Here is a 23573-nt window from a genome sequence, read left to right on the forward strand (position 1 = left end):
CGCATGTGGCGGGATCAAGGCCGGAACAGAGGATTGCCAATTGTTCTGGCGCGCCTGTGCGCCGCCTTATCCCGCCAGTTCCTTGCCGTAGATCACGTATTCCTTGTTGACCTTGCTGTCGATGGCGTCGGCGATGGCGACCATTCCCTGATTGTCATCGAGGATCCAGCCGATCTCGCCGCGCGTCGAACCATAACGCGTCACCGAATTGCGGCGGATATACTCGATCATCATGAAGGCGAGCTGGCTGGCGAGGCGCGAGGCCTGCAGCTTCTTGCGCACGCCCATCAAGGGCACGCGCATGGTGCGCACGCGCGGATTGCGCAGCCACAGCAGCAGCTTGGCCCAATTGAACGGAAACAGCGAACCGCCCATGGGCTTGAGCACTTCGTTGAGATCGGGCAGCGTCATCATGAAGGCCACCGGCTCGCCGTCGTACTCGGCGACCATGATCAGGTCCTCGCGCACGATCGGTTTGAACTTCTTGCCGGCGTAGGCGATCTCGGTGTCGGTGAAGGGAACGAAGCCCCAGTTGTCCGACCATGCATCGTTGAGGATGTCGAGGATGAGCTTGGCTTCGGCATCGAACTTGCTCTTGTCCACCCCGCGGATGCGGATGCGCGGGTTCTTCTCGCCCGAGGCGACGATGCGCTGGATCAGCGGGGGGAATTCTTTCGTGATATCGAGCTCGTAGGTGAGCAGCGACTTGGCCGGGGAGTAGCCCAGGGCCTCGATATAGGGCGGGTAGCGCCTGCTCTGGTGGCCCATCATCACCGTGGGCGATTGCTCGAACCCGCGCACAAGCTGGCCCGGCTCCTCCCAGATCGACATCGAGATCGGGGCGAGCACGCGGTTCATGCCCTTCTCGCGCAGCCAGTCCTCGGCGCGAGTGATCAGCGCGCCGGCCACGCTCTCGTCTTCCGCCTCGAGCAGGCCCCAGTTGCCGGTGCCCGGGCCCATGCCCTGCACCGGGTCCATCGCCACAGCGAGGTGATCGATATGCGCCGAGATGCGCCCGACGACGCGTCCTCCGCGGCGGGCGAGGAACAGCTGGACATCGGCATGTTCGAAGAACGGGTTCTTGCCCGGCGTGACAAGCTCCACCGCTTCCATGCGCAGCGGCGGGACCCAGGCGGGATCGCTCGCGTTGATGCGGTAGGCCACGTCCACAAAGGCAGTGCGGTCGGCCTTGCCGGAAACCGGGGTGATGCTTACTTCGCCTTTGGTGTCTGGGATCCCGGCCACGATATTGCCTTTGTTTGTAGGTATCGAAAAATACGAAGGGCTTGCCTGCGTTGGCCCGGGCCGGATTGTCAAGCCGGACGCAGCGCTGGCAGGGCCCCGGATGAACGCATCGGGTCAATCAGGAATCATCGCATGCTTGCCTCTCCGTCTCTCGATACGCCGCCGATGCTGGAGCCCCAGTCCGCCGGTGCCGCGCCCCGAGAGGCCGCGATCCTCGCCCGCACGCCGGACGACAAGGCGATGCTGCGCGCGGCGGTCGAGCTGACGCGCGATCTGGGCGAAGCGAAACCGGCGGTGTTCTGGCCCGATATGCTGGCCTCGGCGCTGACGGGTTATGCGGCGCTGGCGGGCGCGATCCTTGCCGGAAACCTGTGGGTGGCCGCCGTTTGCGGGGTGCTTTCGGCGCTGGCGTTCTACCGTGCGCTGCTGTTCATCCACGAGCTTTCGCATATCCACCGCAATGCCCTGCCGGGCTTTCGCTTCGCGTGGAACGTCATCGTCGGCATCCCGATGCTCACGCCTTCGTTCATGTATGAAGGCGTCCACCCGCTGCACCATGCCCGCACCCGTTATGGCACGGCGGAGGATCCGGAATACCTGCCGCTCGCGCTGATGAAGCCGTGGTCGCTTCCGGTGTTCCTGCTCACCGCCATTCTGCTGCCGGTGGCGCTGCTGGTGCGTTCGGCGGTGCTGGTGCCGTTGGGTGTGGTCATTCCGCCGCTGCGCCGGCTGGTCTGGGCGCGCGCCTCGGCGCTCGCGATCAACCCGGCCTTCCGCCGCCGCCCGCCCGAGGGTGACTTTGCGCGGATGGTGTTCTGGCAGGAACTCGGCGCTTCGGCCTGGGCGTGGTTCCTGCTCGGCTGGTCGGCCACGCATGGCTGGCGGCCGCTGCTGATCGGCATTGTGGTGATCGCGCTCGGCGCGGTGCTCAATCAGGCGCGCACGCTGGTCGCACACCTTTGGGAGAACGAGGGCGAGACGATGACGGTGACGGGGCAGTACCTCGATTCGGTCAACGTGCCGCCGCCGGGCTGGGCCACCGCGCTGTGGGCCCCGGTCGGCCTGCGCTATCACGCGCTGCACCACCTGCTGCCGAGCGTGCCCTATCACGCCTTGGGGGAGGCGCATCGCCGCCTGACGGCCGAACTGGGTCTGGCGTCGACCTATACCCGTTCGAGCTACTCCGGGCTGTTCCCGCTGCTCGGCCGGCTGGTGCGCAGCACGATGACGGCGCGCTAGCTTAGCGCGACATAGGCGCCGACCGCGATCACCAGCGCGGCAAAGCCCTTTTCGACCATGCCGCGATGGCTAGCGAGCGCTGCGGTGCCCTTGATGCCGAGCGCAGCACCGGCGGCACCGCCAATGGCCAGAACGCCCACCAGCGGCCAGTCGACATAGCCTGAGAGCGCGTAGGACGTGGCGGTCGTCGCGCCCAGCGCCGCGACGATGACCAGCGAAGTGCCCGAGGCAAAGCGCATCGGCATCGCGGTCGCTGCAATCAGCCCCGGTACGATCAGGAAGCCGCCGCCGATCCCGAAGAAGCCCGCCAGCAGTCCCGTGCCGAGCCCGATGGGGAGCAGGCGCGGCAGGAGTTGGCTTGCGCTCGTCATGGTGAGCCGCACGTCTGCGCGTTCCTCGCTGCGGCGCGGGCGGAGCATGGCAAGGCCAACACCGATCATCAGCAGGCCGAACAGCATGAGCAGCCGCTTGCCATCCAGCGCCTTGCCCAGCTCCGCGCCAAGGCTCGCCCCGATGACGCCCGCTGCCGCAAACACCCCGGCGCAGCGCCATTTGACCGTGCCCGCGCGGGCATGTCCGGCCAGTCCGACCAGTGCGTTGAGCGTAACGGCGACAGCACTCGTGCCCACCGCGGCGTGCGCGGAAGAAACGCCCACCGCATAGACCAGCAGCGGCGTCATCAGGATCGATCCACCCGCACCGAGCCCGGCGAGGATCAGGCCGATCGCTGCGCCCGAACCCAATGCGGCAAGGATCATCGCCAGTGGCATGGCATCAGGCCGCCGCGCGCCGGTTCCACGGCATTGCCGCGAGGAGCTTGGCCATGCCGCACCAGCCTGTCGTGCCGGCAAACATCAGGCCCGCGCCGACAAAGGCGGAGAGGCCGAGGAAGAGCGGGCTGAACAGGAAGCCCAGCACCACGCCGAGCACGACCAGCGCGCCTGCGGTGATCTGCACCTGCCGCATGATCTCGAGCGGGGCCTTGCGGTTTTCCGCCACCGGCAGCCCCGCCGTGCGCCAGGCGTCGAGTCCGCCTTCGAGCAGGTAGGCCGGGCAATCGCTGGCCGCCGCGAGCAGCTCGGCGTTGGCGGCGGTGCGCATGCCGCTGCGGCAGTGATAGACCACGGCCGGCGCATCTCCGACGCGGCCGATGGCGTCGATGGGGCGGTTCTCGGAGCCGGGAATGCGCGCGCGGGCAAATTCGTCCGGCGAGCGGATATCGATCAGGCGCGCGCCGCCAGCTATCAACCGGCGGGTTTCGGTGGGGGTGATCCGGGGCAAGGTCATTGTGTCAGTCCTCAGCGCAATAGAGTTGGTAGAGCGTGGCGAGCAGCGCCTCGACCCGGGCATCGGCAATCCGGTAGCGCAGCACCTGCGCTTCGCGGGTGAAGCCCACGAGACCCACTTCGCGGAGACGCGCGAGGTGCTGCGAAAGCGCGGACTGCGAGAGCCCGATGCGCTCGGCAATATCGCCCACCTTCATCTCACCCGCCTCGGCCAGCGAGCAGAGCACCATCAGTCGGTGCGGATTGGCGAGTTCGCGCAGAATGCCAGAGACCATCGTGGCGTTGGCTTCGAACGTCGCTGTATCGAGGGGAGGGTGGATCGTCATGGAGCCTATATATAAGAACCTGCTAATTTAGCAAGAGCTAATATAAAGAGGTCTCGAAAGGACCTTGCCATGGACGCTGCGCCTGCGATTCTCGCCTTCTTCGACGAGCCGACCTTCACCGTGACCTATCTCGTCGCCGATCCCGCCACGGGCACAGCGGCGGTGATCGATCCGGTGCTCGATTTCGACCAGGCCTCCGCGCGGATCGGCTCCGCTTCGGTCGAGGCCGTGCTGGCAGCTGCCTCGGCGCGGGGCTGGCGGATCGAGATGGTGCTCGAAACCCACGCCCACGCCGATCACCTGAGCGGGGCGAAGCTGATTGCCGCGCGGACCGGCGCCTGGATCGGCATCGGCGCGCATATTACCGAAGTGCAGGCCACCTTCGCGCCGATGTTCGGTGCGGATGATCTGCTGCCCGAAGGCCGCGATTTCGACCGGCTCCTCCATGATGGCGAAACGGTCCCGCTCGGCAATCTGGCCTTCACCGTGATGCACACGCCGGGGCATACCGCCGCCTGCATCAGCTTTCGCATCGATGACGCGGTCTTCGTCGGCGATACGCTGTTCATGCCCGACTACGGCACCGCGCGGTGCGATTTTCCGGGCGGTGATGCCCATGCGCTTTATGCCTCGATCCGCCGCCTGCTGGCGCTGCCGGACGAGACCCGGATGTTCCTCTGCCACGATTACAAGGGGCCTGAGCGCACCGGGTTTGCGTGGGAAACCACGGTTGGCGAGCAGCGGCGGGCCAACGTGCAGGCGCATGACGGTATCGACGAGGCGGCGTTTGTCACGCTGCGGCAGGCACGCGATGCGACGCTGGCGCCGCCGCGCCTGCTGCTGCCTTCGATCCAGGTCAACATTCGCGCCGGGCGGTTGCCGCCTGTCGATGCGCAAGGGGTGCAGGCACTGCGCTTGCCGCTGCGCGCGGGCGATGCGGTGGCGGCTACTCTTCTGTCCTGATCAGCACCGTTTCGCCGATCAGCAGGAACAGGAAGAACGGCGCCCAGGCGGCAAGGAGCGGCGGATAGCCCCCGAAATTGCCCATCGCGAGCGCGGCGTTATCGACCACGAAGTAGGCGAAGCCCAAGGCCATGCCGATCACCGCGCGCACGAACAGCATGCCAGAGCGCGCGAGCCCGAACGCAGCCACCGCGCCAAGCAGCGGCATCAGCAGGGCTGAAAGCGGGCCAGAAAGCTTGTGCCACCATTTGCCCTCGAGCTCGCTGGTGCGATAGCCGGCACTGCGGATCGCGTCGATCGATTGCGAGAGCTGATCGATCGATTCGCCATCGGCATCGGCCTTGCGGATGACCACCTGCGCCGGGTCGACGCTTTTCGCGAAGACTTGACCCGAAGGATACGTGATGCGGCGCGCGCTCTGCACGTCAAAGCCGGTGGGACGGCTCAAATGCCAGCCGGGCCCGGCATAAGTCGCTTCGGGCGAGCGCACGATCTCGGTCACCATTCCGGCCGGATCGCGGCGATACCAGCTCACGTCGGTCATGCGGGTCTGCTTGCCGATGCCGGTGACCGAGCGCGCGAACAGCAGGTTGACCCCATCCTGCAGCCACAAGTTGGATTTGACCGCACTGTCACGCGGGATCGGGCCGTAATCGACCGCTTGCCAGGCCTTGAGCGTGGCGGAGGAGCGCACGACCACCCGCTCGTTGAAGCCCAGGGTAACCAGGGATGTCAGCGCCGCAACGAGGAACAGCGGCGCGAGCACCTGATGGGCGGACAGGCCGGCTGCCTTGAGCGCGATGACCTCGCTGTTCTGGTTGAGCGTCATCAGCGTGATGATCGTGGCGAGCAGCACCGAATAAGGCAGGAACCGGCTGATCAGTTGCGGGACGCGCAAGCCGACATACGTCAGCAGTTCGCCCTGTCCGTTGCCGGGCGCAGCCAGGATCCGGCCGCTTTCGCTCAGCAGGTCGAGCATCTGCAGCACCAGCACGAGCATCAGCAGCACGGCGATGATGCGCACCGCGAACAGGCGGCCGATGTAGAGCGTGATCGTGCGCGAAGGGAAGAATTCAAGATGCATCGACTGCTCCCGATGCAACCGCCCGGTCCGGTTTGCGCGTGGCGAACAGCTTTACCACCGAGCGCGAGATCTTGGCAAAGCCGGTTTCGAGCCCACCGATCGGCTGGCCGCCGGGGACATAGGCAAGGCGCCAGTACATCGAGACGATGAGCGCCGCGAAGAGCACGAACGGCCCCCACAGCGCCAGCGTCGGATCGATCCGACCGAGGCTTGCCACGTCCTGCCCGTATTCATTCACCTTGTGGTAGGCGACCACCATCACGATCGAGACGAATACGCCCAGTGCCGAGCTAGACCGCTTGGGCGGCACCGCCAGCGAGACCGCCAGCAGCGGCAGCAGGAACATCATCGCCACCTCGACAAGGCGGTAGTTGAGGCTCGCGATGCTCTGGTAGCGCGCGGCCTGGCTCGAATCCTTGCTCCAGCCGATGCGCAGCAGTTCGGGCAGGAAATACTCGCGGTCGCGCTCTCCGCGGCTGCGGAACTGCTCGATCTTGGGCAGATCGATCGGCAGATCATGCGTCGCGAACGTGAGCACGCGCGGAGAGGTGATGCCCGGCCCGTCCTGCACGATCTGGCCTTCGGACAGGCGCAGGATCACCGTGTCCGGATTTTCCTTGTTGGCGAAGAACTGGCCCTCGCGCGCGGAGATCACGAGAACCTGCCCGTCCTTGGCGGCAATCCGCGCGAAGATTCCGCGCAGGTCGCGCCCCTCGTCGCGGCTCGAATCGACGCGCAGCGCGGTGCGGTCCTGCAGTGTGTTGAACTCGCCCACCTTGATCGAGGCGCCAAGCGCGCCTGAGCGCAGATCGAACTGGAGCTGTTCGTAGTAGTAGCGCGAAAGCGGCTGGAGATAGCCCACGATCAGCAGATTGAGCGCCGCAAGCACTATGGTGAAAAGATAGGGCACCCGCAGCAGCCGCGTGTAGGAAAGCCCGACCGCGCGCATCACGTCGAGCTCCGACGAGGTAGCAAGGCGGCGGAACGCCAGCAGGATGCCGAGCATCAGGCCGAGCGGAATCGCAAGGCTCGCATATTCGGGCAGAAGGTTGGCCAGCATCTTGAACACGACGCTGACCGGCCCGCCTTCCGTTGCCACGAAGTCGAACAGCTTGAGCATCTTGTCGAGCACGAGCAGCGACGCCGCGATCACGAAAACCGCGCACATCGGCACGAAGACGAGCCGGGCGATGTATCGGTCAGTGGCGGTAAGCAAAGGCAAGGGCGGGGCAGCTCGCTGGACCGGGTGAACGGTTCCGGTTAGCCGGGTTCAGAGGCCGGCGGAAGGCGAAAATGCTGGGAGCGCCAAGCGACCTGTCGACCGTGGCGGTCAATCAGGCGCGAATCACGCCTTCTCGAGCGTGCACTGCAGCGGGTGCTGGTTCTGCCGGGCAAAATCCATCACCTGGTTCACCTTGGTTTCAGCGATCTCGTAAGGGAAGATCCCGCAGACGCCGACGCCCTTCTGGTGAACATGAAGCATGACCCGCGTCGCCTGTTCGAGGTCCATGTTGAAGAAGCGCTTGAGGCACATCACGACGAATTCCATCGGCGTGTAATCGTCGTTCAGCATCAGTACCTTGAACATGCTGGGCTTCTTGGGCCGCGTGCGTGTCTTGGTGGCTATGCCGACCTGATCATCACCGCCGCCGTTGTCGGAGCCACCGGGGCCCTTGGGTTCGTCATCGGCCGCGCGCAAGGGCATGCACACCGCATATGCGGCAGAGCCTTCGGGGGCGCCGGGATGGGATGTCATGCTCATAGCGTAAGGGGAATATCGCATCGCAGGCCCCCGCGTACAAGAGGCGGGTGAACACTTGGCCTTAAAGTCCAGCATCTGGGCCACATTTTCCGCCAGCAAACGAAAACGGGCCGGAGGGAAATCCCGTCCGGCCCGCTTCGTGGTCATAGCCCGCCTGCGCCGAAGCGCAGGCGTAGCGCACCGATCAGGCGGCGTGCTTGATCTTCTCGACCGCGAGGCTGACGCGGTTCGAGATCGGCTGGAAAGCCTCGCTGGCGAGCTTGAGCATCGCTTCGCTGTTCTTCGAGGTCGCGGCCATCGCGGCATCGAACTGCTTGCGGAGCATCGCGTTCTGCTTCTCGAAGAATTCGGCCGGCGACTTCACGGCGGCGAGTTCCTTCATTTCGGCCTGCATCGTCTCGACCACGGTCTTGGTCTCGGCGGCGTAGCTCTTGCCCATTTCCTGCAGACCCGAAGCGAGGATCTTGGTCGATTCAACGACCGCTTCGACGTTGCCCTTGGTGAAGGTGCCCATGTCGCCCAGCGCGGCCTGGCTCTTTTCGAGCGCGGCCTTTGCCTTGTCGGCGGCTTCCTTCATCGCGGTCTGGATGGTCGCGGTCATTTCGGTGGGGATGGCGTTCATGATGGTAAAGTCCTTCTGCTTGGTCGCCGCGCTCTTCATGGAGACGGCTTCTTTCTTGTTGATCTTGACGTTCTTGTCAGTGGTTTTGGGGGTCGTGCTGATTTTCGCGGCAGGCTTCGGTTCGGGCTTTGCAGCCTTGGCCTTGACCGTCCGGACCGGCTTAACAGCCGGCGCCACCGGCGCTTCGACAGCCTTTGCGGGGGCAGACACGGCGACCTTGCGGGGACGACCGGGCTTGCCCTTGGGTTTGGGAGCCTGCTTGGCAGCGACCACCGGGGCGGCCTCCGCTGCAAGCACTTCCGGCTGTACGAGCGGCTGGGCCGGGGCGATTTCGGCCTCGGCACTCGGCGCGGCAATTGCTGCGCTTGCGATGTCCTTGACGTCGTCTTCCATGACCTGACTGCTCCTGCGCCGCACACGCCCCATCAGCAAAATCCAAGAAGTTGGATCAGCAGCGGACCGTGTTGCAGTGCACAAAATAGGGAGTCGGCAGGGTCAGGTCAAGTACTTTTGTGCACTGCACCATTGCCAGAAGCGCCCAGAATGGCAGGAGCTTTGCCCGCTTCCAGCAATCCTCAGCGGGTCTTCACATAGCGGCCGGGCGCATCCTCGATCACCGGGTCGCCGCGCCCACCCGGCACGCGCTTGCCCTTGGCGGGTACGGTGGCCGCATCCGACTCGCGGATCCATTCGATCCAGTCGGGCCACCAGCTGCCCTTGGTCTCGCGCGCTCCGCCGACAAACTCAGCGAGCGTCGTCGGTGCGCCGTCGTTGCGCCAATACTGGTATTTGCCGGCATCGGGCGGATTGACCACCCCGGCGATATGGCCCGAGCCCGCCAGCAGGAAGCGCCACGGCCCTGACAGCAGGCGGGTCAGCTTCCACACGCTTTCCGGCGGCGCGATGTGATCTTCGCGCCCAGCCTGGATGTAGCAAGGCGTGGCGATCAGCCTGAGATCGATCGGCGTGCCGTCGATCGCCAGCGAATCGGGCATGACCAGCCGGTTGTCGCGGTAGAGGTCCTCGAGATAGGCCTTGTGCCACTTGGCCGGCAGGTTGGTCGTGTCCCCGTTCCAGTGCAGCAGGTCGAACGCCGGATAGTCCTCGCCCAGCAGGTAATTGCTGACGACGTAGTTCCAGATGAGGTCGGTGCCGCGCAGCAGATTGAACGTGGCAGCCATGTAGCGCCCGTCGAGGTAGCCATCGGTCGAAAGGCTCTCCAGCAGCTTGATCTGCTTGTCGTCGATGAACGACTTGAGATCGCCCGCCTTCTCGAAATCGACCTGCGCGGTGAAGAATGTGGCGGAACGCACCTTGTCCGCCTCGCCCCGCCGCGCCATCAGCGCGAGCGTTGCCGCCAGCGTGGTGCCCGCGACACAATAACCGATGGCGTGGACCTGCGGCACGCCAAGCCGTTCGCGCACAACGTCGATCGCCTCGATCTGCGCCATCACGTAGTCGTCCCACACGATGTCCGCCATCGCGGCATCGGCCGATTTCCACGAGACGACGAACACCGTTAGCCCCTGCTCCACTGCCCAGCGGATGAAGCTCTTCTTGGGGTTGAGATCGAGGATGTAGAAGCGGTTGATCCACGGCGGGAAGATCAGCAGCGGCACCGCGAGCACGGTTTCGGTCGCCGGGCTGTACTGGATCAGCTGGAAGAGCGGCGTCTCGTAGACGACCTTGCCCGGCGTGACCGCGATGTTGCGGCCGAGCTCGAAAGCCTGCGGATCGGTGTGGGTGAGCTGGCCCTTGCGCACATCGGCCAGCATGTGCTCGACGCCCTTGACCAGGTTCTCGCCGTGCGTTTCCAGCGTGCGCTCGATCACGATGGGGTTCGTCATCGGGAAATTGGCCGGGCTCAGCGCATCGATCACCAGCTTGGTGAAGAATTGCACCTGGTGCTGGCGTTCGGGCGGCAGTCCCTTGACGTCCGAAGCCATGGCGGTGAGCTTTTCGGCGAGCAGCAGATAGGTCTGGTGGAGCAGCGCGAACCACGGCTGATCCGCCCAGCGCGGATCGGCAAAGCGGCGGTCCTTGCGCGGCAGCGCTGCCGGCTCTTCCTTGCCGGCGGCTGGCCCGATGCCATAGCGGCCCAGCACATTGGTCCACAGCTCCAGCCCGTCTTCCCACAGCTTGGCCTGGGTTTCGGCCTGCGAGAGCGGCAGCGCGGCGTACCAGTCACTGAACAGCGAGGTCCAGCGTCCCGGGTCAGCCATGCGCGCCATCGCAGGCTCGATCTGACCCGCCTGCTCGGCCCCGAAATCGAGCCACATCTTCTGCAGCTTCGCGGCCGACATCGCCCAGTGCTGCATTGCCGCCGGATCGGACGCCAGATTGGGCAGGGGAGTCGAAGCCGTGGGCAGGAACGGCGCGAACAGCGCCTGCACCGCCTCGCCCTGCTGGCGCATGAGATCCTCGATCACTGCCGTATCGAGCGGGTTTTCCGGCGGCGTGGCGGCGTCGGCCATGTGTGGTCCCAATCCCTGTTGCGCTGAGGCAGCCTTATAGCGCCGATTGGGGCGCTTGTGATCCCTTCCGGTTTCCACAGGCCGACGATTGTCGTAAGGGGCCTGATGGCGCGGCGCTTTTGCTGCGTCAAAGGAGTGAGTAAACCCGTCGTGACCGAAGAATTCTACCGCATGAAGCGCCTGCCGCCCTACGTCATCGCCGAAGTGAACGCGATGAGGGCCGCCGCTCGCGCCCGCGGGCAGGACATCATCGATCTCGGCATGGGCAACCCCGATCTCCCGCCGCCGCCGCATGTCATCGAGAAGCTGTGCGAAGTGGCGATGAAGCCCGATGCGCACGGTTATTCCGCGTCGAAGGGCATCCCCGGCGTGCGCAAGGCGCAGGCCAACTACTACGCCCGCCGCTTCAATGTGGAGCTCGATCCCGAGAACGAGGTCGTGATGACCATGGGCTCGAAGGAAGGGCTCGCCAGCCTTGCCACCGCGATCACCGCGCCGGGCGACGTCGTGCTCGCACCCAATCCGAGCTACCCGATCCACACCTTTGGCTTCATCATCGCCGGCGCGACGATCCGCTCGGTGCCGACCACGCCCGATGAGCGCTACTGGGAAGCGCTCGATCGCGCGATGCGCTACAGCGTGCCGCGCCCCTCGGTGGTGATCGTCAACTACCCGTCGAACCCCACGGCCGAGACGGTGGATCTTGCCTTCTATGAGCGCCTTGTCGCCTGGGCGAAGGAGAACAAGGTCTGGGTCCTGTCCGACCTTGCCTATTCCGAGCTCTATTTCGACGGCAACCCGACGCGCTCGATCCTTGAAGTGCCGGGCGCGAAGGATGTCGCGGTCGAGTTCACTTCGATGTCGAAGACGTTTTCGATGGCCGGTTGGCGTGTCGGCTTCGCGGTGGGCAACAAGCAACTGATCGCCGCGCTGACCCGCGTGAAATCCTACCTCGATTACGGCGCCTTCACCCCGATTCAGGCTGCGGCCTGCGCCGCGCTCAACGGGCCGCAGGATATCGTCGAGACCAACCGCCTGCTCTATCAAAAGCGCCGCGACGTGATGGTCGAAGCCTTCGGCCGCGCCGGGTGGGAAATCCCTTCCCCGCGCGCCTCGATGTTCGCCTGGGCGCCGCTGCCGCCAGCGCTGCGCGAGATGGGCAGCCTTGAGTTTTCGAAGCAGCTGCTCACCCACGCCGAAGTCGCGGTTGCGCCCGGCGTCGGCTATGGCGAGGACGGCGAAGGCTATGTGCGCATCGCCATGGTGGAGAACGAGCAGCGCCTGCGCCAGGCCGCGCGCAACATCCGCCGCTACCTTTCCAGCATGGGCGTCAACGCCAGCGCCGCCTGAAACAATACCGGGAGCACGTCCAAGCCATGAATTTCCATGATCGCGTCAGCGTCACCATCGAAGATCACGTCGCCCATGTCCTGCTCGACCGGGCGGACAAGATGAATGCGCTCGACGATGCCATGTTCGACGCGATCATTGCGGCCGGGAGCCATCTGCACAGCGCCAAGGGCGTGCGCAGCGTGGTCCTCTCGGGCGCGGGGCGCTCGTTCTGCGCGGGGCTCGATCTTTCGAGCATGGGCAACCCCGATCGCTGGGGGAGTGGCGGAAACCTGACCGACCGCACCCATGGCAACGCCAACCGCGCGCAATATGCCGCCATGGTCTGGCGGGGCCTGCCGATGCCGGTGATCGCGGCGGTCCACGGCGTCTGCTTCGGCGGGGGCCTGCAGGTGGCGAGCGGTGCGGATATCCGGATCGTGGCCCCCGATGCGCGTCTGGCGGTGATGGAAGTGAAGTGGGGCCTCGTGCCCGACATGGCCGGCTATGTGCTGTGGCGCGGCAATGTGCGCGACGATGTGCTGCGCGAACTGACCTATACCCACCGCGAGTTCAACGGGACCGAAGCGGCCGCCTTCGGCTTTGCCACCCATGCCGATCCCGATCCACTGGGCCGCGCGATGGCACTCGCGCGCGAGATCGCGAGCAAGAGCCCCACCGCCGTGCGCGGAGCCAAGCTGCTGACCGGTCGCACCGCATATCTGAACGAGGACGAGATCCTCATGGCGGAAAGCGTGGCGCAGCACGAGCTCATGTATTCGCGCAACCAGATCGAGGCTGTGAAGGCCGGGATGGAAAAGCGCGCGGGCGATTTCGTCGATCCTTGAGGCGAAGGACGGCCGGCCTCAAAGAATCCCGTTGCGGGCACGGCATCGCTCGGCTAACCGCGCCGTTCCACGCTGATGCGCATCGGGGCCCGATGGCGGAGTGGTTACGTAGCGGACTGCAAATCCGTGCACGCCGGTTCGATTCCGGCTCGGGCCTCCATTTCACCGTTTGAAGACGTCCGATAACGTCCGGCAAATGGCTGCCGCGCTGGACTTTACCTGCTCGTGACGCCCAATGGCATCCGGTATTGGCGAGTGCTCCAAGAGAGGAGTCCGCTGGTGAGGTGATGCCAGGCAAGTGCAGAAGACATAGGGCCTGCATGCGGATAGGCTTGCGCCTGTCAGTGGCTTTCGAGCAAGGTCGTTAGCAAGAGTCCAATTCGGACGGAAGCTGCTGAGGAAACCGAAGGCGATATTGCACCGTTATCGCGGCTCAATGCGCACTCTATTCCGCAGCCTCTTGTTTCTCGGCATCCAGCATCCTGACACGCGGATCGTTGGGTGAGACCCAGTCGCTGCCGATCGCCTGCTCGACCCGCAGGTGCGGTGGGACGACATCCGGACCGATCATCCGGTCACAGTGCTGGTGAAACCAGTAGATGCGCGCTTCCTGATAGCTCAGTGGGACGCTCTTGAAGCCGCGGCTTTCCATCGAGCGTTGGATGGCCTCGCCGAACTGGGTGTCCTCCTGGATGAGCTTGGCCATGGCGCGTCCGTTCGGGGATGTCTCATCGGGCACGGTCCACAGATCAGGCGCTTCGCCATCGCCCCAGTCAGGGGCCATCGTGATCAGCTCAAGCCGCGTAGTCGTGCGCGAGGTGGGCCAGAAGATCAGCGGCGGAACGAAGAAGTTCGACTGCGGCGAGACCCAGTTGGGGAAGATCGTGTAGCTTTGGGTGTGGGTGCGCCCCAACTCGCCGACGGTGTCGATCGTGATCCAGTTGGGCGCATTCTCGATGGCCCGCACGGTTTCGCCCTGCATGTCGCGCGGGGGCGGGGCGAGCATCCGTCCATGCCCGTTGGGATAAAGGTGATTGACGTTGCGCTTGGCATCTACCAGCGGCGCGACCGTTTCGGGCTGGATGAAGGGCACATGGTAGACTTCCATGTTGGCCTCCATCGCGACCTTCCAGTTGCACGCGAGATCGAAGGTATGGCGTGCGGCCAGACGCAGCTTGTCGAAGCCGAACTCCTCCCATTCCTCAGCGATCGGGCCGAGCCACTCGCGCAAGGTCGGCGCTTCATCATCGAAGTTGACGAAAATCAGCTGTCCGAACATCTCGCAGCGCACCGGGATCAGGCCGCGCGTGGTCAGGTCGAGATCGACGAAATTCTGCCGCTCGGGCACGCCGATCAGGGAGCCGTCGGTCTTGTAGGTCCAGGCGTGATAGGGGCAGACGAGCCGCTTTGCGCAGCCGCGGTCCTCAGTCACCACAGGCGCACCGCGGTGGCGACAGGTGTTGTAAAACGCACGCACCACGCCGTCCGTGCCATGGACGATGATGATCGGGTCGCCCGCGTTGTTCCAGCGCATGAAGCTGCCGGGCTCGGGCACTTCGTCAAGGTGCGCGGCGAAGAGCCACGACTTGCCGAAGACGTGCTCCTGTTCGAGCCTGTAGTATTCGGCGCTGGTATAGCGCGCCGCAGGCACATCGGGCAGCGACGGAAAGCCTGCGGGCGGCCCTTTGCGCTGCCCTTCCCATTCCATCATGGCCTTCAGGGTCGCGATCGTAGCGGAATCCATATGCGCCTCTCTGTCCGAATCATCCTGGTTGATATGCAACACACGTTGCATAAAGAAGCGCAGATTGCTAGACTGCGCCCATCGAAAGGACTTGGGTGAGGGCAGCGCGATGCAGACGACCGATGTCGAAAGGGAGCCAGTGCCAGCCGAGAGGGTGATAAGTTCCAGCGCCCGCAAAACCCTCGAGCAGAACGCCGCCGTTTTGCTGCGGCATACGGCCGAAGGGACATTCCCACTAGCGCGCGATGTCATGGTCCTCAGTGCCGACCACTATACGTCTGCCGAGCGCTTCGAGACCGAGAAGCGGCGTGTATTCCAGCGCGTTCCGCTGGTCCTCGCCGCCTCGTGCGAATTGCCGGGCCCCGGCGCCTACAAGACGGTGGCCGTCGCTGGCATTCCGGTTCTGCTGGTTCGCGACCGGCAGGGCAAGGCCCATGCGCTGCTGAACGCCTGCACCCATCGCGGCGCGGCGGTGGCCACCGGTTGTGGCTCGGCAGTGCGCTTTACATGCCCCTATCATGGCTGGACCTTCGGCCAGGATGGCACGCTGCTTGGCGTGGCCAGCGCGGCCGATTTCGGGACGGTCGACAAGGCGATGCTGGCGATGAAGCGCTTCCCGGTCACGGAGCGCGCTGGTCTGATCTGGGCGATTCTCGACCCCGCCAGCACGCAGAACCCGGCAGACATGCTGGGCGGGATCGATGACCTGATCGCAGGCTTCAACCTCGCCGATTGGACCATGATCGAAAACCGCACGCTCCCCGGGCCAAACTGGAAGCTTGCCTTCGACGCGCACCTTGAGTTCTACCACGTCCCTGTCCTGCATCGCGACACCTTCGGGCCGGAGCGAAGCAACCGTGCGTTCTATTTTGCTCAGGGACCGCACCAGCGGGTGATAGCGCCGCAGGGCCGCCCAGGTGCGCTGGTTCCGGATGATCTCTACGCCCTTGGTCGTCTGCCGACCTCGGGTGAGCCGCTCGCTCCGCTATTGATGGGCGAGTGGATCCTGTTTCCGGGCACGTCGATCAATACATTTTACACCGGCGGCATTCGCTGTGTCCTGGTCTCGATCGTTGCACCCGGCGCTGAAGTTGCCACATCCACGACCACCCAAACGTTCCTTGCCGAAACACAACCCGATGAAGAAAGCCGGGCAGCGATGAGCCGGATGTGCGCCTTCCTTGCGCACGTCGTGGGCGATGAGGATCTGCCTACCTCGGCCTTCCAGCAGCAGGTGATGGCGACCGGGATGCTGGGCGAGGTGCGGTTCGGGCGAAACGAGGGCGGCTTGCAGCACTTCCACGGCTGGCTCGACCGCGTGATTGCCGCAGACACCAGCGAGTTGCCGAGCCTTCTGGCGGCTCCATGCCCGCAGTAATCGATCACGCCGCGCGCCGCACCGCGCTTGCCGAGATCGCGGCCGATCTGGTCGCGGCGGGCGGTGCAGAGGCAGCAACGGTGCGCGCTGTTGCGGCAGCAGCCGGGTTCAGCACCAAGGCGGTGACGCACTACTTCCCCGACAAGCACGCGCTGATGCTGCTCACTTATCGCCATGCGGCGCTGAGCTCGCAGGCGCGCACGGATGCCTCGCAGCCCGAATCCGGTGGCGACATTAAGGCGCTGCTTCAGGCTCTGCTGCCGACCGATCCGAAGGTCGAGCGCGACTGGCGGGTGTGGTTCTCCTTCTGGGGCCTTGCCATCGCCAACTCGGAGTTCGCTGCCGAGCAGAGGGCGCGCATGCGCGACTTCGTCGCCCAGATCGATACGATCCTCGCCGCGGATCGGACTTGCGCTCATCTGACTATGGCGGAACGCCCCGGCGTTGCCAGTGCATTGCTTGCGGCGCTGGTCGGGATCGTCACGCAGGCGATCTTCGATCCTGAAGCATGGGCGCCCGAACGTCAGGTCGATGCGATCAACGAAGTGCTGACACGGATTGCACGCAGGGCTGACATGCGGCGGGCGATGTGATGGCGAGCGCCCTAGGTCATGGCTTTCGGATTTGTGGCAGGGCGGCACGCCGCAGAGCAGGCTTTCTTAGCTTAAGGCCAAGCCACGCTCGGCGCTGACCGAGGCAAACACATTCCGCGCATTGCCCATAAAATTGGCCTGACAGGTTGGTCGGGGCCTGTCCGCGCGGCATGAGCAATGGGCGCGGCCTGACAAGCACCTGCTTTTGCATCCAAAACCTCCCGCGCAAATTGGCATTACGACAGAGATTAGCATAAATGACCAAAATAAATAATTGGTCAGACCAAAAGGTAAATCTGATTCTGGGGGGGTGTCATGACGCACAAGTTTATCCTGCTGGCCGGCCTGTCGGGCCTCGCGCTTTCGCAGCCCGTCCATGCGCAGGAGGCTTCAGCGCAGCCTGATACGGCAGAAGCGGCAGCGCCCTCCGCCGGTATCGAGGAAATCGTCGTCACCGCGCAGAAGCGCGAACAGAACCTCCAGTCGGTTCCTGGCGCCGTCACCGCACTTTCGAGCGAGGCGATTGCCAATGCACGCCTTTCGGACTTCTCCGACCTGACGCGCGCGGCACCGGCGCTGACCATCACGCAGACGACCACTTCGCCCAACAACTCGATCATCCTGCGCGGCATCGGCACGTTCGCCTTCTCGATCGGGGTAGAACCGAGCGTGGCGGTGATCATCGACGACATGCCGGTGGTGCAGCAGGCACAGGCGTTCGACAATCTCGCCGACCTTCAGCGCATCGAAGTGCTCAAGGGCCCGCAGGGCACGCTTTTCGGCAAGAATTCCTCGGCGGGCGTCGTCAACATCGTCACCAAGGATCCCGGCCGCGATTTCGAAGGCAGCTTCAATGTGACCGCTGCGACCGACGGTGACGTCCGCACCGAAGCGGCGATTTCGGTCCCCCTTTCGGACGGCGTCGGCCTGCGCGTCACGGGCTTTTACCACGACTTTCCGGGCAACGTCCGCAACCTTACCAGCGGGCGCAAGCTCAATGATCAGGAAAACTATGGCTTTCGCGCCAAGCTGCGCGCTGAGCTCGGCAGCAACCTGACCTTCACGCTCACCGGTGGCCATAGACCATCACGCCATCGCGGCTGCGCCCGCCAAGCAGATCATAGAGCGGCATGCCTGCCATCTTGGCCTTGATATCCCACAGCGCCATGTCCACCGCCGCGATCGCGCGCATGGTGACAGGGCCACGCCGCCAGTAGGCGCCGCGATAGAGATACTGCCAGATATCCTCGATCCGGCGCGGGTCCATGCCGATCAGGCAGGGAACCACGTGATCTTCCAGATAGGCAACCACCGCCTTTTCGCGCCCGTTCAGCGTGGCATCGCCGATCCCGTAAACACCTTGGTCGGTTTCGATCTTGAGCGTGACGAAGTTGCGACCCGGACAGGTCACGATGACGCGGGCGGACTGAATCTTCATGCGAATCCCCGTGCATTGGGTAGTGGAGCGTGTACAATGCGACTTGACCAAAGTTGCCATACCTGTCAAGAAAATTGGTAATACCAAAAGGAGCCGACATGAGCGAGATCGAGAAAGGCACTGATCGCCTCTATCAGGACCTGGCCCGCAACCTGACCGAAGAGCTGGCGAGCGGGGCCTATCCCGTCGGCGCTCGCCTCCCCGCAGAGCGCGAGCTGGCGGTGAAGTACGGGGTGAGCCGCCCCACCGTGCGCGAAGCGATCATCGCGCTTGAAGTGCAGGGCCTCCTCGAAGTGCGCGTTGGCTCGGGCGCCTATGTCCGCCGCCTGCCTGGCAGCGAGGACCTTCCCGGCTTCAATGTCAGTGCATTCGAACTGACCGAAGCGCGGCTCCTGTTCGAGGGCGAAGCCGCCGCGCTCGCCGCCACGCAGGTGACGGACGAGGAACTGGCCGAGATCGAGCGGCTGGTCGATGCCATCGCGCAGGAAAACAATGACCCGCGCGGCAGCGAGAAGGCGGACCGCGCGTTTCATCTCGCCATTGCCAAGGCCACGCGCAACGGCGCGATCCACGATGCCATCGAGCGCCTTTGGGATTTGCGCGCCTCATCGCCTGAAGCTGCCCTGCTCCACGAGAAGGCGCGCACCGCCAATATAAAGCCGGTCGTCGATGAACATAGCGCAATCCTCCAGGCCCTGCGCTCGCGCGATCCGGTAGCCGCGCGGCAGGCTATGCGCGGTCATCTCAGCCAGGTGATCGACAGCCTCCTGTTCGCCACCGAAGAACGCCAGATCGAGGAAGCGCGCCGTGCCGCGCAGGCCAAGCGCGACCGCTATTCAAGGGCAACCGCGTGATCCGCAGTCTCGATCTTCATCCCGACCGACTGTTCCCGGCGGATCCGGCGGTCCGCGCGCTGGCCCGCGAGCTTTACGAGTCGGTCCGCGATCTGCCGATCATCAGCCCGCATGGCCACACCGATCCCGCATGGTTCGCGCGCAACGAAAGCTTCGGCAATGCGACCGAGTTTCTGCTCGTGCCGGATCACTACGTTTTCCGCATGCTCTATTCACAGGGCGTGGCGCTGAAGGATCTCGGGGTTGGCAATCCGGACGTCGATCCCCGCGCGGCGTGGCGGCTGCTGGCTGAACGCTACCATCTGTTTCGCGGTACGCCTTCCCGGATGTGGCTCGATTTCGTGTTTGCCGATACCTTCGGGCTCGAGGTCCAGCTTAGCGCGGAGACGGCTGACCTCTATTTCGACAGCATCACAGAGCAGCTGGCGAGCGATGCAATGCGCCCGCGCGCTGTTCGAACGCTACAATATCGAAGTGCTTGCGACGACCGAAAGCCCGCTCGATAGCCTCGAGCACCACGCCGCGATCCGCGCGAGTGGTTGGCAGGGCCGGGTCATTACCGCCTATCGCCCTGATCCCGTGGTCGATCCCGAGTACGAGGGCTTCCGCACCAACATTGATCGCCTCTCCGAACTGACCGGCGAGGACTGCACCACATGGGGCGGCTATCTTGCGGCCCATCGCAAGCGGCGCGCCCTCTTCGCATCGATGGGTGCGACCAGCACCGATCACGGCCACCCTACCGCGCTTACGGCCAACCTGTCGCGCGGCGAGGCCGAGCGCTTGTATCAGACCGTTCTCTCTGGCGCCTTCACCGAATATGACGCGGAACTGTTCCGCGCCCAGATGCTCACCGAAATGGCAGCGATGAGCATCGATGACGGGCTCGTTATGCAGATCCACCCCGGAGCGCTGCGCAACCATAATGATGGCCTGTTCCACGCGCTCGGCCGAGACATGGGCGCGGACATGCCGACGCGTACGGACTACGTCCATGCACTGAAACCCCTGCTCGATTGCTTCGGCAACAATCCTGCGCTCTCGATCATTCTCTTCACGCTCGATGAAAGCGCCTATGCGCGCGAACTGGCGCCGCTGGCGGGGCACTATCCCTGCCTCAAGCTCGGCCCGGCCTGGTGGTTCCACGATAGCCCGGAGGGCATGCGCCGCTTCCGCCGGATGACCACCGAGACCGCCGGGTTCTACAACACCGTCGGCTTCAACGACGATACGCGCGCGTTCCTCTCGATCCCGGCCCGGCACGATGTCGCCCGGCGGATCGACTGCGGCTTCCTTGCTGAGCTCGTTGCAGAACATCGCCTCGCCGATTGGGAAGCGGCGGAGCTCGCAGGCGATCTCACCTACAATCTCGCCAGGCAGGCCTACCGGCTGTGAACGAAGCTGCGCGCCTGTCGCCTGAGGTACTTTCGCGCCTGCCACAGAACGTCGCGCGTCCGGATTTTGACCGCGACGCGCAGGCTGTGGGTATCGTCCACTTCGGCATCGGCGCGTTCCACCGCGCACATCAGGCCTGGTATACTGACGCAGCAATGCGGCAGGGTGAGCGGAACTGGATGATCCTCGGCGTTTCGCTGCGCTCTGCCGACGTCGCGCAGCAAATGAACCCGCAAGCGGGTCTCTACAGCGTGATCGAGCGCAGTGCGGAAGGCGCCAGTGGTCGCATCGTCGGTGCGGTGCGCGGTGTGCTGGTTGCCAAGGACGATCCTGAGGCTGTGGTCGCGGCAATCGCCGCACCGGCCACGCGGATTGTCAGCCTGACCATTACCGAAAAGGGCTATTGCCGCAGCCCGGCGGGCGATCTCGACGAAGAAGCCGGTGCTGGCAGTGTGTTCGACTTTCTCGCGAAGGGCTTGCGGCAGCGGCATGATGCCGGTCTGCCCGGTCTCACACTGCTTTCCTGCGACAATCTTTCAGACAACGGCCATCAACTCGATCGGCTGATGCGCCAGTATCTCGCGCGGCATGATCCTGCGCTGCTGGACTGGTTTGGCACCGCCTGCACCTGCCCATGCACCATGGTCGACCGCATCGTGCCCGCGACCACGCCCGCAGACCGCGATGCTGTTGCCGGTCTGCTTGGCGGCTTGCGCGACGATGCGGCCGTGTTCACCGAACCCTTCAGTCAATGGGTGATCGAGGACCGCTTCGCCGGACCGCGCCCCGATTGGGAGGCAGTCGGCGCCCGCTTCGTGGCGAACATCGCGCCATACGAGATGGCCAAGCTGCGCATGCTCAATGGTGCGCACTCGCTGCTGGCTTATTGCGGCCTCGCGCATAGGCACAGCTTTGTCCATCAGGCCGTGGCCGATGCGGTGCTGCTGGAACTGGTGCGCAGCTTGCTGCTGACCGAAGCGGCCCCGACGATTGCCGCCGAGCCAGGGCAGGACCTTGCCGCCTACGCCGAAGACCTGCTGGCGCGATTTACCAATCCCGCTCTCGAACACCGACTGGCGCAGATTGCCATGGATGGCAGCCAGAAGATCCCGCAACGCTGGCTAGCCACGCTCACCGACAACGCCTCATGGGGCCGTCAGTGCCCCGCGATCCTGACTGCTATCGGCGCATGGATCCGGCATCTGCGCGGCTGCAATGGTCTTGTGTCAGACCCTCTCGCCGCCAAGCTCGGTGCGGCTGCCACTTCGGACGATCCGGTCGAAGAATTGTTCGGGCGTGATGGGCTTATCGCTACTGGATGGACGCCAACCCAGAGCGATACCGATCTGGCGCTGCGCAGTCTCGACACGACGTCCTTATCTAAGGTCTAAGGCCGCAGCAGTTTAATAAATGCCAAGCCCGTCCGGAATTGGCGAATAACCTGCCGCTGCTGACGTCTCGCTTGTCCCACCATGCGTCGTCAGCGTGCGGCAGCAGTCGACCAAATTGGGCCCTTCGCATCGCTGGGTTGCAGCGGCCTCTCTTGCCAAAAATGGACATCGGTCCGGGCGGCTTCCATCGACCGTGATGGAATCTGGAGATATCTTGGCGACTGAATCGCAGTCTTGGGCAACCTGGGTGTTTTCCGAGGCTCCGGCGCGTTGATGCCAAGGCCTATGCCAACGCATATCCCGAAGGAATCCCCCCAACGCAGGAACAGCGTATGAACCGACGACAGTGGCTGATCGGAGTGGGCATGACCGCTGCGCTCGGCAGCAGCGCAACCTGGCTTGCCTTCTCAGGTCTGGGGTCGTCGTCTGATTATGGGGCCAGCATTGCACCGCTTCGCGCGGCCTTGCCCGACCCTGCGCGCCAACTCGATCTGATCCGCTACGCCACGCTCGCCCCCAATGGCCATAACACCCAACCATGGCGGTTTCGCTTGGGTGGGAACCAGATCGACATCCTTCCTGATCTTTCGCGCCGCACGCCTGTCGTCGATCCTGACGATCACCACATATTCGTCAGCCTTGGTGCCGCCGCCGAGAATCTGTCGCTGGCCTCCGCCGCGCGGGGCCGGCCCGGTGCGGTGCGGTTCGACGCCTCTGATGGCGGCGTGGTAAGCTTCGATTGGGAGAGCGGCCCAGTGGCCAGTTCCCCGCTGTTCAGCGCCATTCCCAAACGCCAATCGACCCGCGCCGACTACGATGGCCGAACGGTTGGGGCAACCGATCTCGCCATGCTGGCCAAGGCGGCAACCGTGCCCGGCGTCGATCTGGTGCTGCTCACCGACCGCCCCCGGATCGAACGGATTTGTGACCTGGTGGTGGCAGGCAACAGCGCGCAAATGGCCGACGCCGCCTTCGTGCGCGAGCTGAAATCCTGGCTGAGGTTCAACCCGCGCCAGGCGCTACGAACCGGCGACGGGCTCTACAGTGTGGCGAGCGGCAATCCTGCGCTGCCCGACTGGCTGGGGCCCTATGCGTTCGACTGGTTCTCTACCGCGAAATCGGAAAATGACGCCTATGCCCGCCAGATCCGCTCATCGGCGGGGATCGCTGTTTTCGTTGGCGCAGGACCAAGTCCCGCGCAATGGGTGGCCGTCGGGCAGGCGTGCCAGCGCTTTGCGCTGCAGGCGACAGCGCTCGGGCTGAAACAGGCGTTCATCAACCAGCCGGTCGAAGTAGCCAGCCTGCGCCCCGAACTGGCAGCGCTGGTTGGCCTGCCCGGCAGGCGCCCCGATATCGTGATGCGCTTTGGCTATGGTCCCGAATTGCCATGGTCACCGCGCCGACCAATCGCAGCCGTTATCACGACGTGATGGGATGACTCCGGGCTCCCAGCTTCGAGCCACAAAGCTGCTTCATGCTGCCATCTGGGCGTTCTTCGTGGCCATGATCGGCGCGATCTGGGTGTTTGCAGCATACGCCTCAATTGCGGTGATCGGGGATTTGCCGCCGACAGCCTGAAAACGAACAGGTGTGTAGCCGTTG

The 23573-nt window shown here is 64.5% G+C and carries 20 protein-coding genes, 1 tRNA gene and 2 pseudogenes; 12 read left to right on the top strand and 11 right to left on the bottom strand.

What is annotated here, in order from left to right:
- Positions 1-66: 66 nt before the first annotated feature.
- Positions 67-1236 (bottom strand): N-acetyltransferase, encoded by a 1170-nt coding sequence (locus tag ACO06X_RS13175; protein ID WP_421839908.1) that lies wholly within the window; start codon positions 1234-1236, stop codon positions 67-69.
- A gap of 174 nt (positions 1237-1410) precedes the next feature.
- Here ACO06X_RS13175 and ACO06X_RS13180 point away from each other — a divergent pair, with 174 nt between their 5' ends.
- On the top strand, positions 1411-2484 hold the full coding sequence (locus tag ACO06X_RS13180) for a fatty acid desaturase family protein (protein ID WP_421839909.1): 1074 nt from the start codon (positions 1411-1413) through the stop codon (positions 2482-2484).
- On the opposite strand, the gene ACO06X_RS13185 is transcribed toward ACO06X_RS13180, so the two are convergent.
- Genes ACO06X_RS13185 through ACO06X_RS13195 form a run of 3 tightly spaced genes read right to left on the bottom strand, consistent with a single transcriptional unit; the run spans position 2481 to position 4096 of the window.
- A complete protein-coding gene (locus tag ACO06X_RS13185) occupies positions 2481-3254 on the bottom strand; it encodes a sulfite exporter TauE/SafE family protein (protein ID WP_421836708.1) in 774 nt (257 codons plus the stop codon). The genes ACO06X_RS13180 and ACO06X_RS13185 overlap by 4 nt on opposite strands.
- A 4-nt stretch (positions 3255-3258) precedes the next feature.
- Complete coding sequence (locus ACO06X_RS13190; protein ID WP_421836709.1) at positions 3259-3771, bottom strand: rhodanese family protein; 513 nt, start codon at positions 3769-3771, stop codon at positions 3259-3261.
- A gap of 4 nt (positions 3772-3775) precedes the next feature.
- The gene (locus ACO06X_RS13195) at positions 3776-4096 is read right to left on the bottom strand and encodes an ArsR/SmtB family transcription factor (RefSeq protein ID WP_421836710.1); all 321 of its coding nucleotides are present in this window, start codon (positions 4094-4096) and stop codon (positions 3776-3778) included.
- Positions 4097-4165: 69 nt separating this feature from the next.
- Between ACO06X_RS13195 and ACO06X_RS13200 the strand changes: the two genes are divergently transcribed.
- A complete protein-coding gene (locus tag ACO06X_RS13200) occupies positions 4166-5059 on the top strand; it encodes an MBL fold metallo-hydrolase (protein WP_421836711.1) in 894 nt (297 codons plus the stop codon).
- Here the strand turns inward: ACO06X_RS13200 and lptG are convergent.
- The 5 genes from lptG to ACO06X_RS13225 all read right to left on the bottom strand — a co-directional run bounded on the left by lptG (position 5043) and on the right by ACO06X_RS13225 (position 11001).
- Entirely contained in the window at positions 5043-6143 is a 1101-nt protein-coding gene (gene lptG / locus ACO06X_RS13205) for an LPS export ABC transporter permease LptG (protein ID WP_421836712.1), read from the bottom strand. The genes ACO06X_RS13200 and lptG overlap by 17 nt on opposite strands.
- Entirely contained in the window at positions 6133-7365 is a 1233-nt protein-coding gene (lptF, locus tag ACO06X_RS13210; protein WP_421836713.1) for an LPS export ABC transporter permease LptF, read from the bottom strand. The genes lptG and lptF overlap by 11 nt, the downstream gene beginning before the upstream one ends.
- A gap of 123 nt (positions 7366-7488) precedes the next feature.
- A complete protein-coding gene (gene clpS / locus ACO06X_RS13215) occupies positions 7489-7848 on the bottom strand; it encodes an ATP-dependent Clp protease adapter ClpS (protein WP_421839910.1) in 360 nt (119 codons plus the stop codon).
- A 241-nt stretch (positions 7849-8089) separates the two neighbouring features.
- Positions 8090-8920 carry a phasin family protein gene (locus ACO06X_RS13220; protein ID WP_421836714.1) on the bottom strand — a complete coding sequence of 277 codons (831 nt, stop codon included), beginning with the start codon at positions 8918-8920 and terminating at the stop codon, positions 8090-8092.
- Between the two features lie 182 nt (positions 8921-9102).
- The gene (locus ACO06X_RS13225) at positions 9103-11001 is read right to left on the bottom strand and encodes a PHA/PHB synthase family protein (protein ID WP_421836715.1); all 1899 of its coding nucleotides are present in this window, start codon (positions 10999-11001) and stop codon (positions 9103-9105) included.
- A gap of 150 nt (positions 11002-11151) precedes the next feature.
- Here ACO06X_RS13225 and ACO06X_RS13230 point away from each other — a divergent pair, with 150 nt between their 5' ends.
- The 3 genes from ACO06X_RS13230 (at position 11152) to ACO06X_RS13240 (ending at position 13338) form a co-directional block, all read left to right on the top strand.
- Positions 11152-12351 carry an LL-diaminopimelate aminotransferase gene (locus tag ACO06X_RS13230; protein WP_421836716.1) on the top strand — a complete coding sequence of 400 codons (1200 nt, stop codon included), beginning with the start codon at positions 11152-11154 and terminating at the stop codon, positions 12349-12351.
- Positions 12352-12377: 26 nt separating this feature from the next.
- Positions 12378-13178 carry a crotonase/enoyl-CoA hydratase family protein gene (locus ACO06X_RS13235; RefSeq protein WP_421836717.1) on the top strand — a complete coding sequence of 267 codons (801 nt, stop codon included), beginning with the start codon at positions 12378-12380 and terminating at the stop codon, positions 13176-13178.
- A gap of 86 nt (positions 13179-13264) precedes the next feature.
- Positions 13265-13338, top strand: a tRNA-Cys gene (locus ACO06X_RS13240).
- Positions 13339-13623: 285 nt separating this feature from the next.
- On the opposite strand, the gene ACO06X_RS13245 is transcribed toward ACO06X_RS13240, so the two are convergent.
- A complete protein-coding gene (locus ACO06X_RS13245; RefSeq protein ID WP_421836718.1) occupies positions 13624-14922 on the bottom strand; it encodes an aromatic ring-hydroxylating oxygenase subunit alpha in 1299 nt (432 codons plus the stop codon).
- 250 nt (positions 14923-15172) lie between these two features.
- Between ACO06X_RS13245 and ACO06X_RS13250 the strand changes: the two genes are divergently transcribed.
- The 3 genes from ACO06X_RS13250 to ACO06X_RS13260 all read left to right on the top strand — a co-directional run bounded on the left by ACO06X_RS13250 (position 15173) and on the right by ACO06X_RS13260 (position 18045).
- Positions 15173-16300, top strand: coding sequence for an aromatic ring-hydroxylating oxygenase subunit alpha (locus tag ACO06X_RS13250; RefSeq protein ID WP_421836719.1), 1128 nt, complete (start codon positions 15173-15175; stop codon positions 16298-16300).
- Positions 16288-16893: a TetR family transcriptional regulator C-terminal domain-containing protein gene (locus ACO06X_RS13255; RefSeq protein ID WP_421836720.1), complete on the top strand. Its 606-nt coding sequence runs from the start codon at positions 16288-16290 to the stop codon at positions 16891-16893. The genes ACO06X_RS13250 and ACO06X_RS13255 overlap by 13 nt, the downstream gene beginning before the upstream one ends.
- 315 nt (positions 16894-17208) lie before the next feature.
- Positions 17209-18045 (top strand): TonB-dependent receptor, encoded by an 837-nt coding sequence (locus tag ACO06X_RS13260; RefSeq protein ID WP_421836721.1) that lies wholly within the window; start codon positions 17209-17211, stop codon positions 18043-18045.
- Here ACO06X_RS13260 and ACO06X_RS13265 read toward each other — a convergent pair.
- Positions 17966-18331, bottom strand: a pseudogene (locus ACO06X_RS13265) (bifunctional D-altronate/D-mannonate dehydratase); the annotation flags it as partial. The gene ACO06X_RS13260 and the pseudogene ACO06X_RS13265 sit on opposite strands and share 80 nt — an antisense overlap.
- A 98-nt stretch (positions 18332-18429) precedes the next feature.
- Here ACO06X_RS13265 and ACO06X_RS13270 point away from each other — a divergent pair.
- From ACO06X_RS13270 to ACO06X_RS13285, 4 genes and pseudogenes are all read left to right on the top strand, one after another.
- A complete protein-coding gene (locus ACO06X_RS13270) occupies positions 18430-19185 on the top strand; it encodes a FadR/GntR family transcriptional regulator (protein WP_421836722.1) in 756 nt (251 codons plus the stop codon).
- A pseudogene (gene uxaC / locus ACO06X_RS13275) lies at positions 19182-20580 on the top strand (glucuronate isomerase). Before ACO06X_RS13270 ends, uxaC begins: the two are co-directional and overlap by 4 nt.
- Positions 20577-21971: a mannitol dehydrogenase family protein gene (locus ACO06X_RS13280; RefSeq protein ID WP_421836723.1), complete on the top strand. Its 1395-nt coding sequence runs from the start codon at positions 20577-20579 to the stop codon at positions 21969-21971. The pseudogene uxaC and the gene ACO06X_RS13280 overlap by 4 nt, the downstream one beginning before the upstream one ends.
- A 332-nt stretch (positions 21972-22303) precedes the next feature.
- A complete protein-coding gene (locus tag ACO06X_RS13285) occupies positions 22304-23401 on the top strand; it encodes an Acg family FMN-binding oxidoreductase (RefSeq protein WP_421836724.1) in 1098 nt (365 codons plus the stop codon).
- The last annotated feature ends 172 nt before the right edge of the window (positions 23402-23573 follow it).

The sequence above is a fragment of the Novosphingobium sp. genome, from assembly GCF_965229225.1.
GTDB lineage: Bacteria > Pseudomonadota > Alphaproteobacteria > Sphingomonadales > Sphingomonadaceae > Novosphingobium.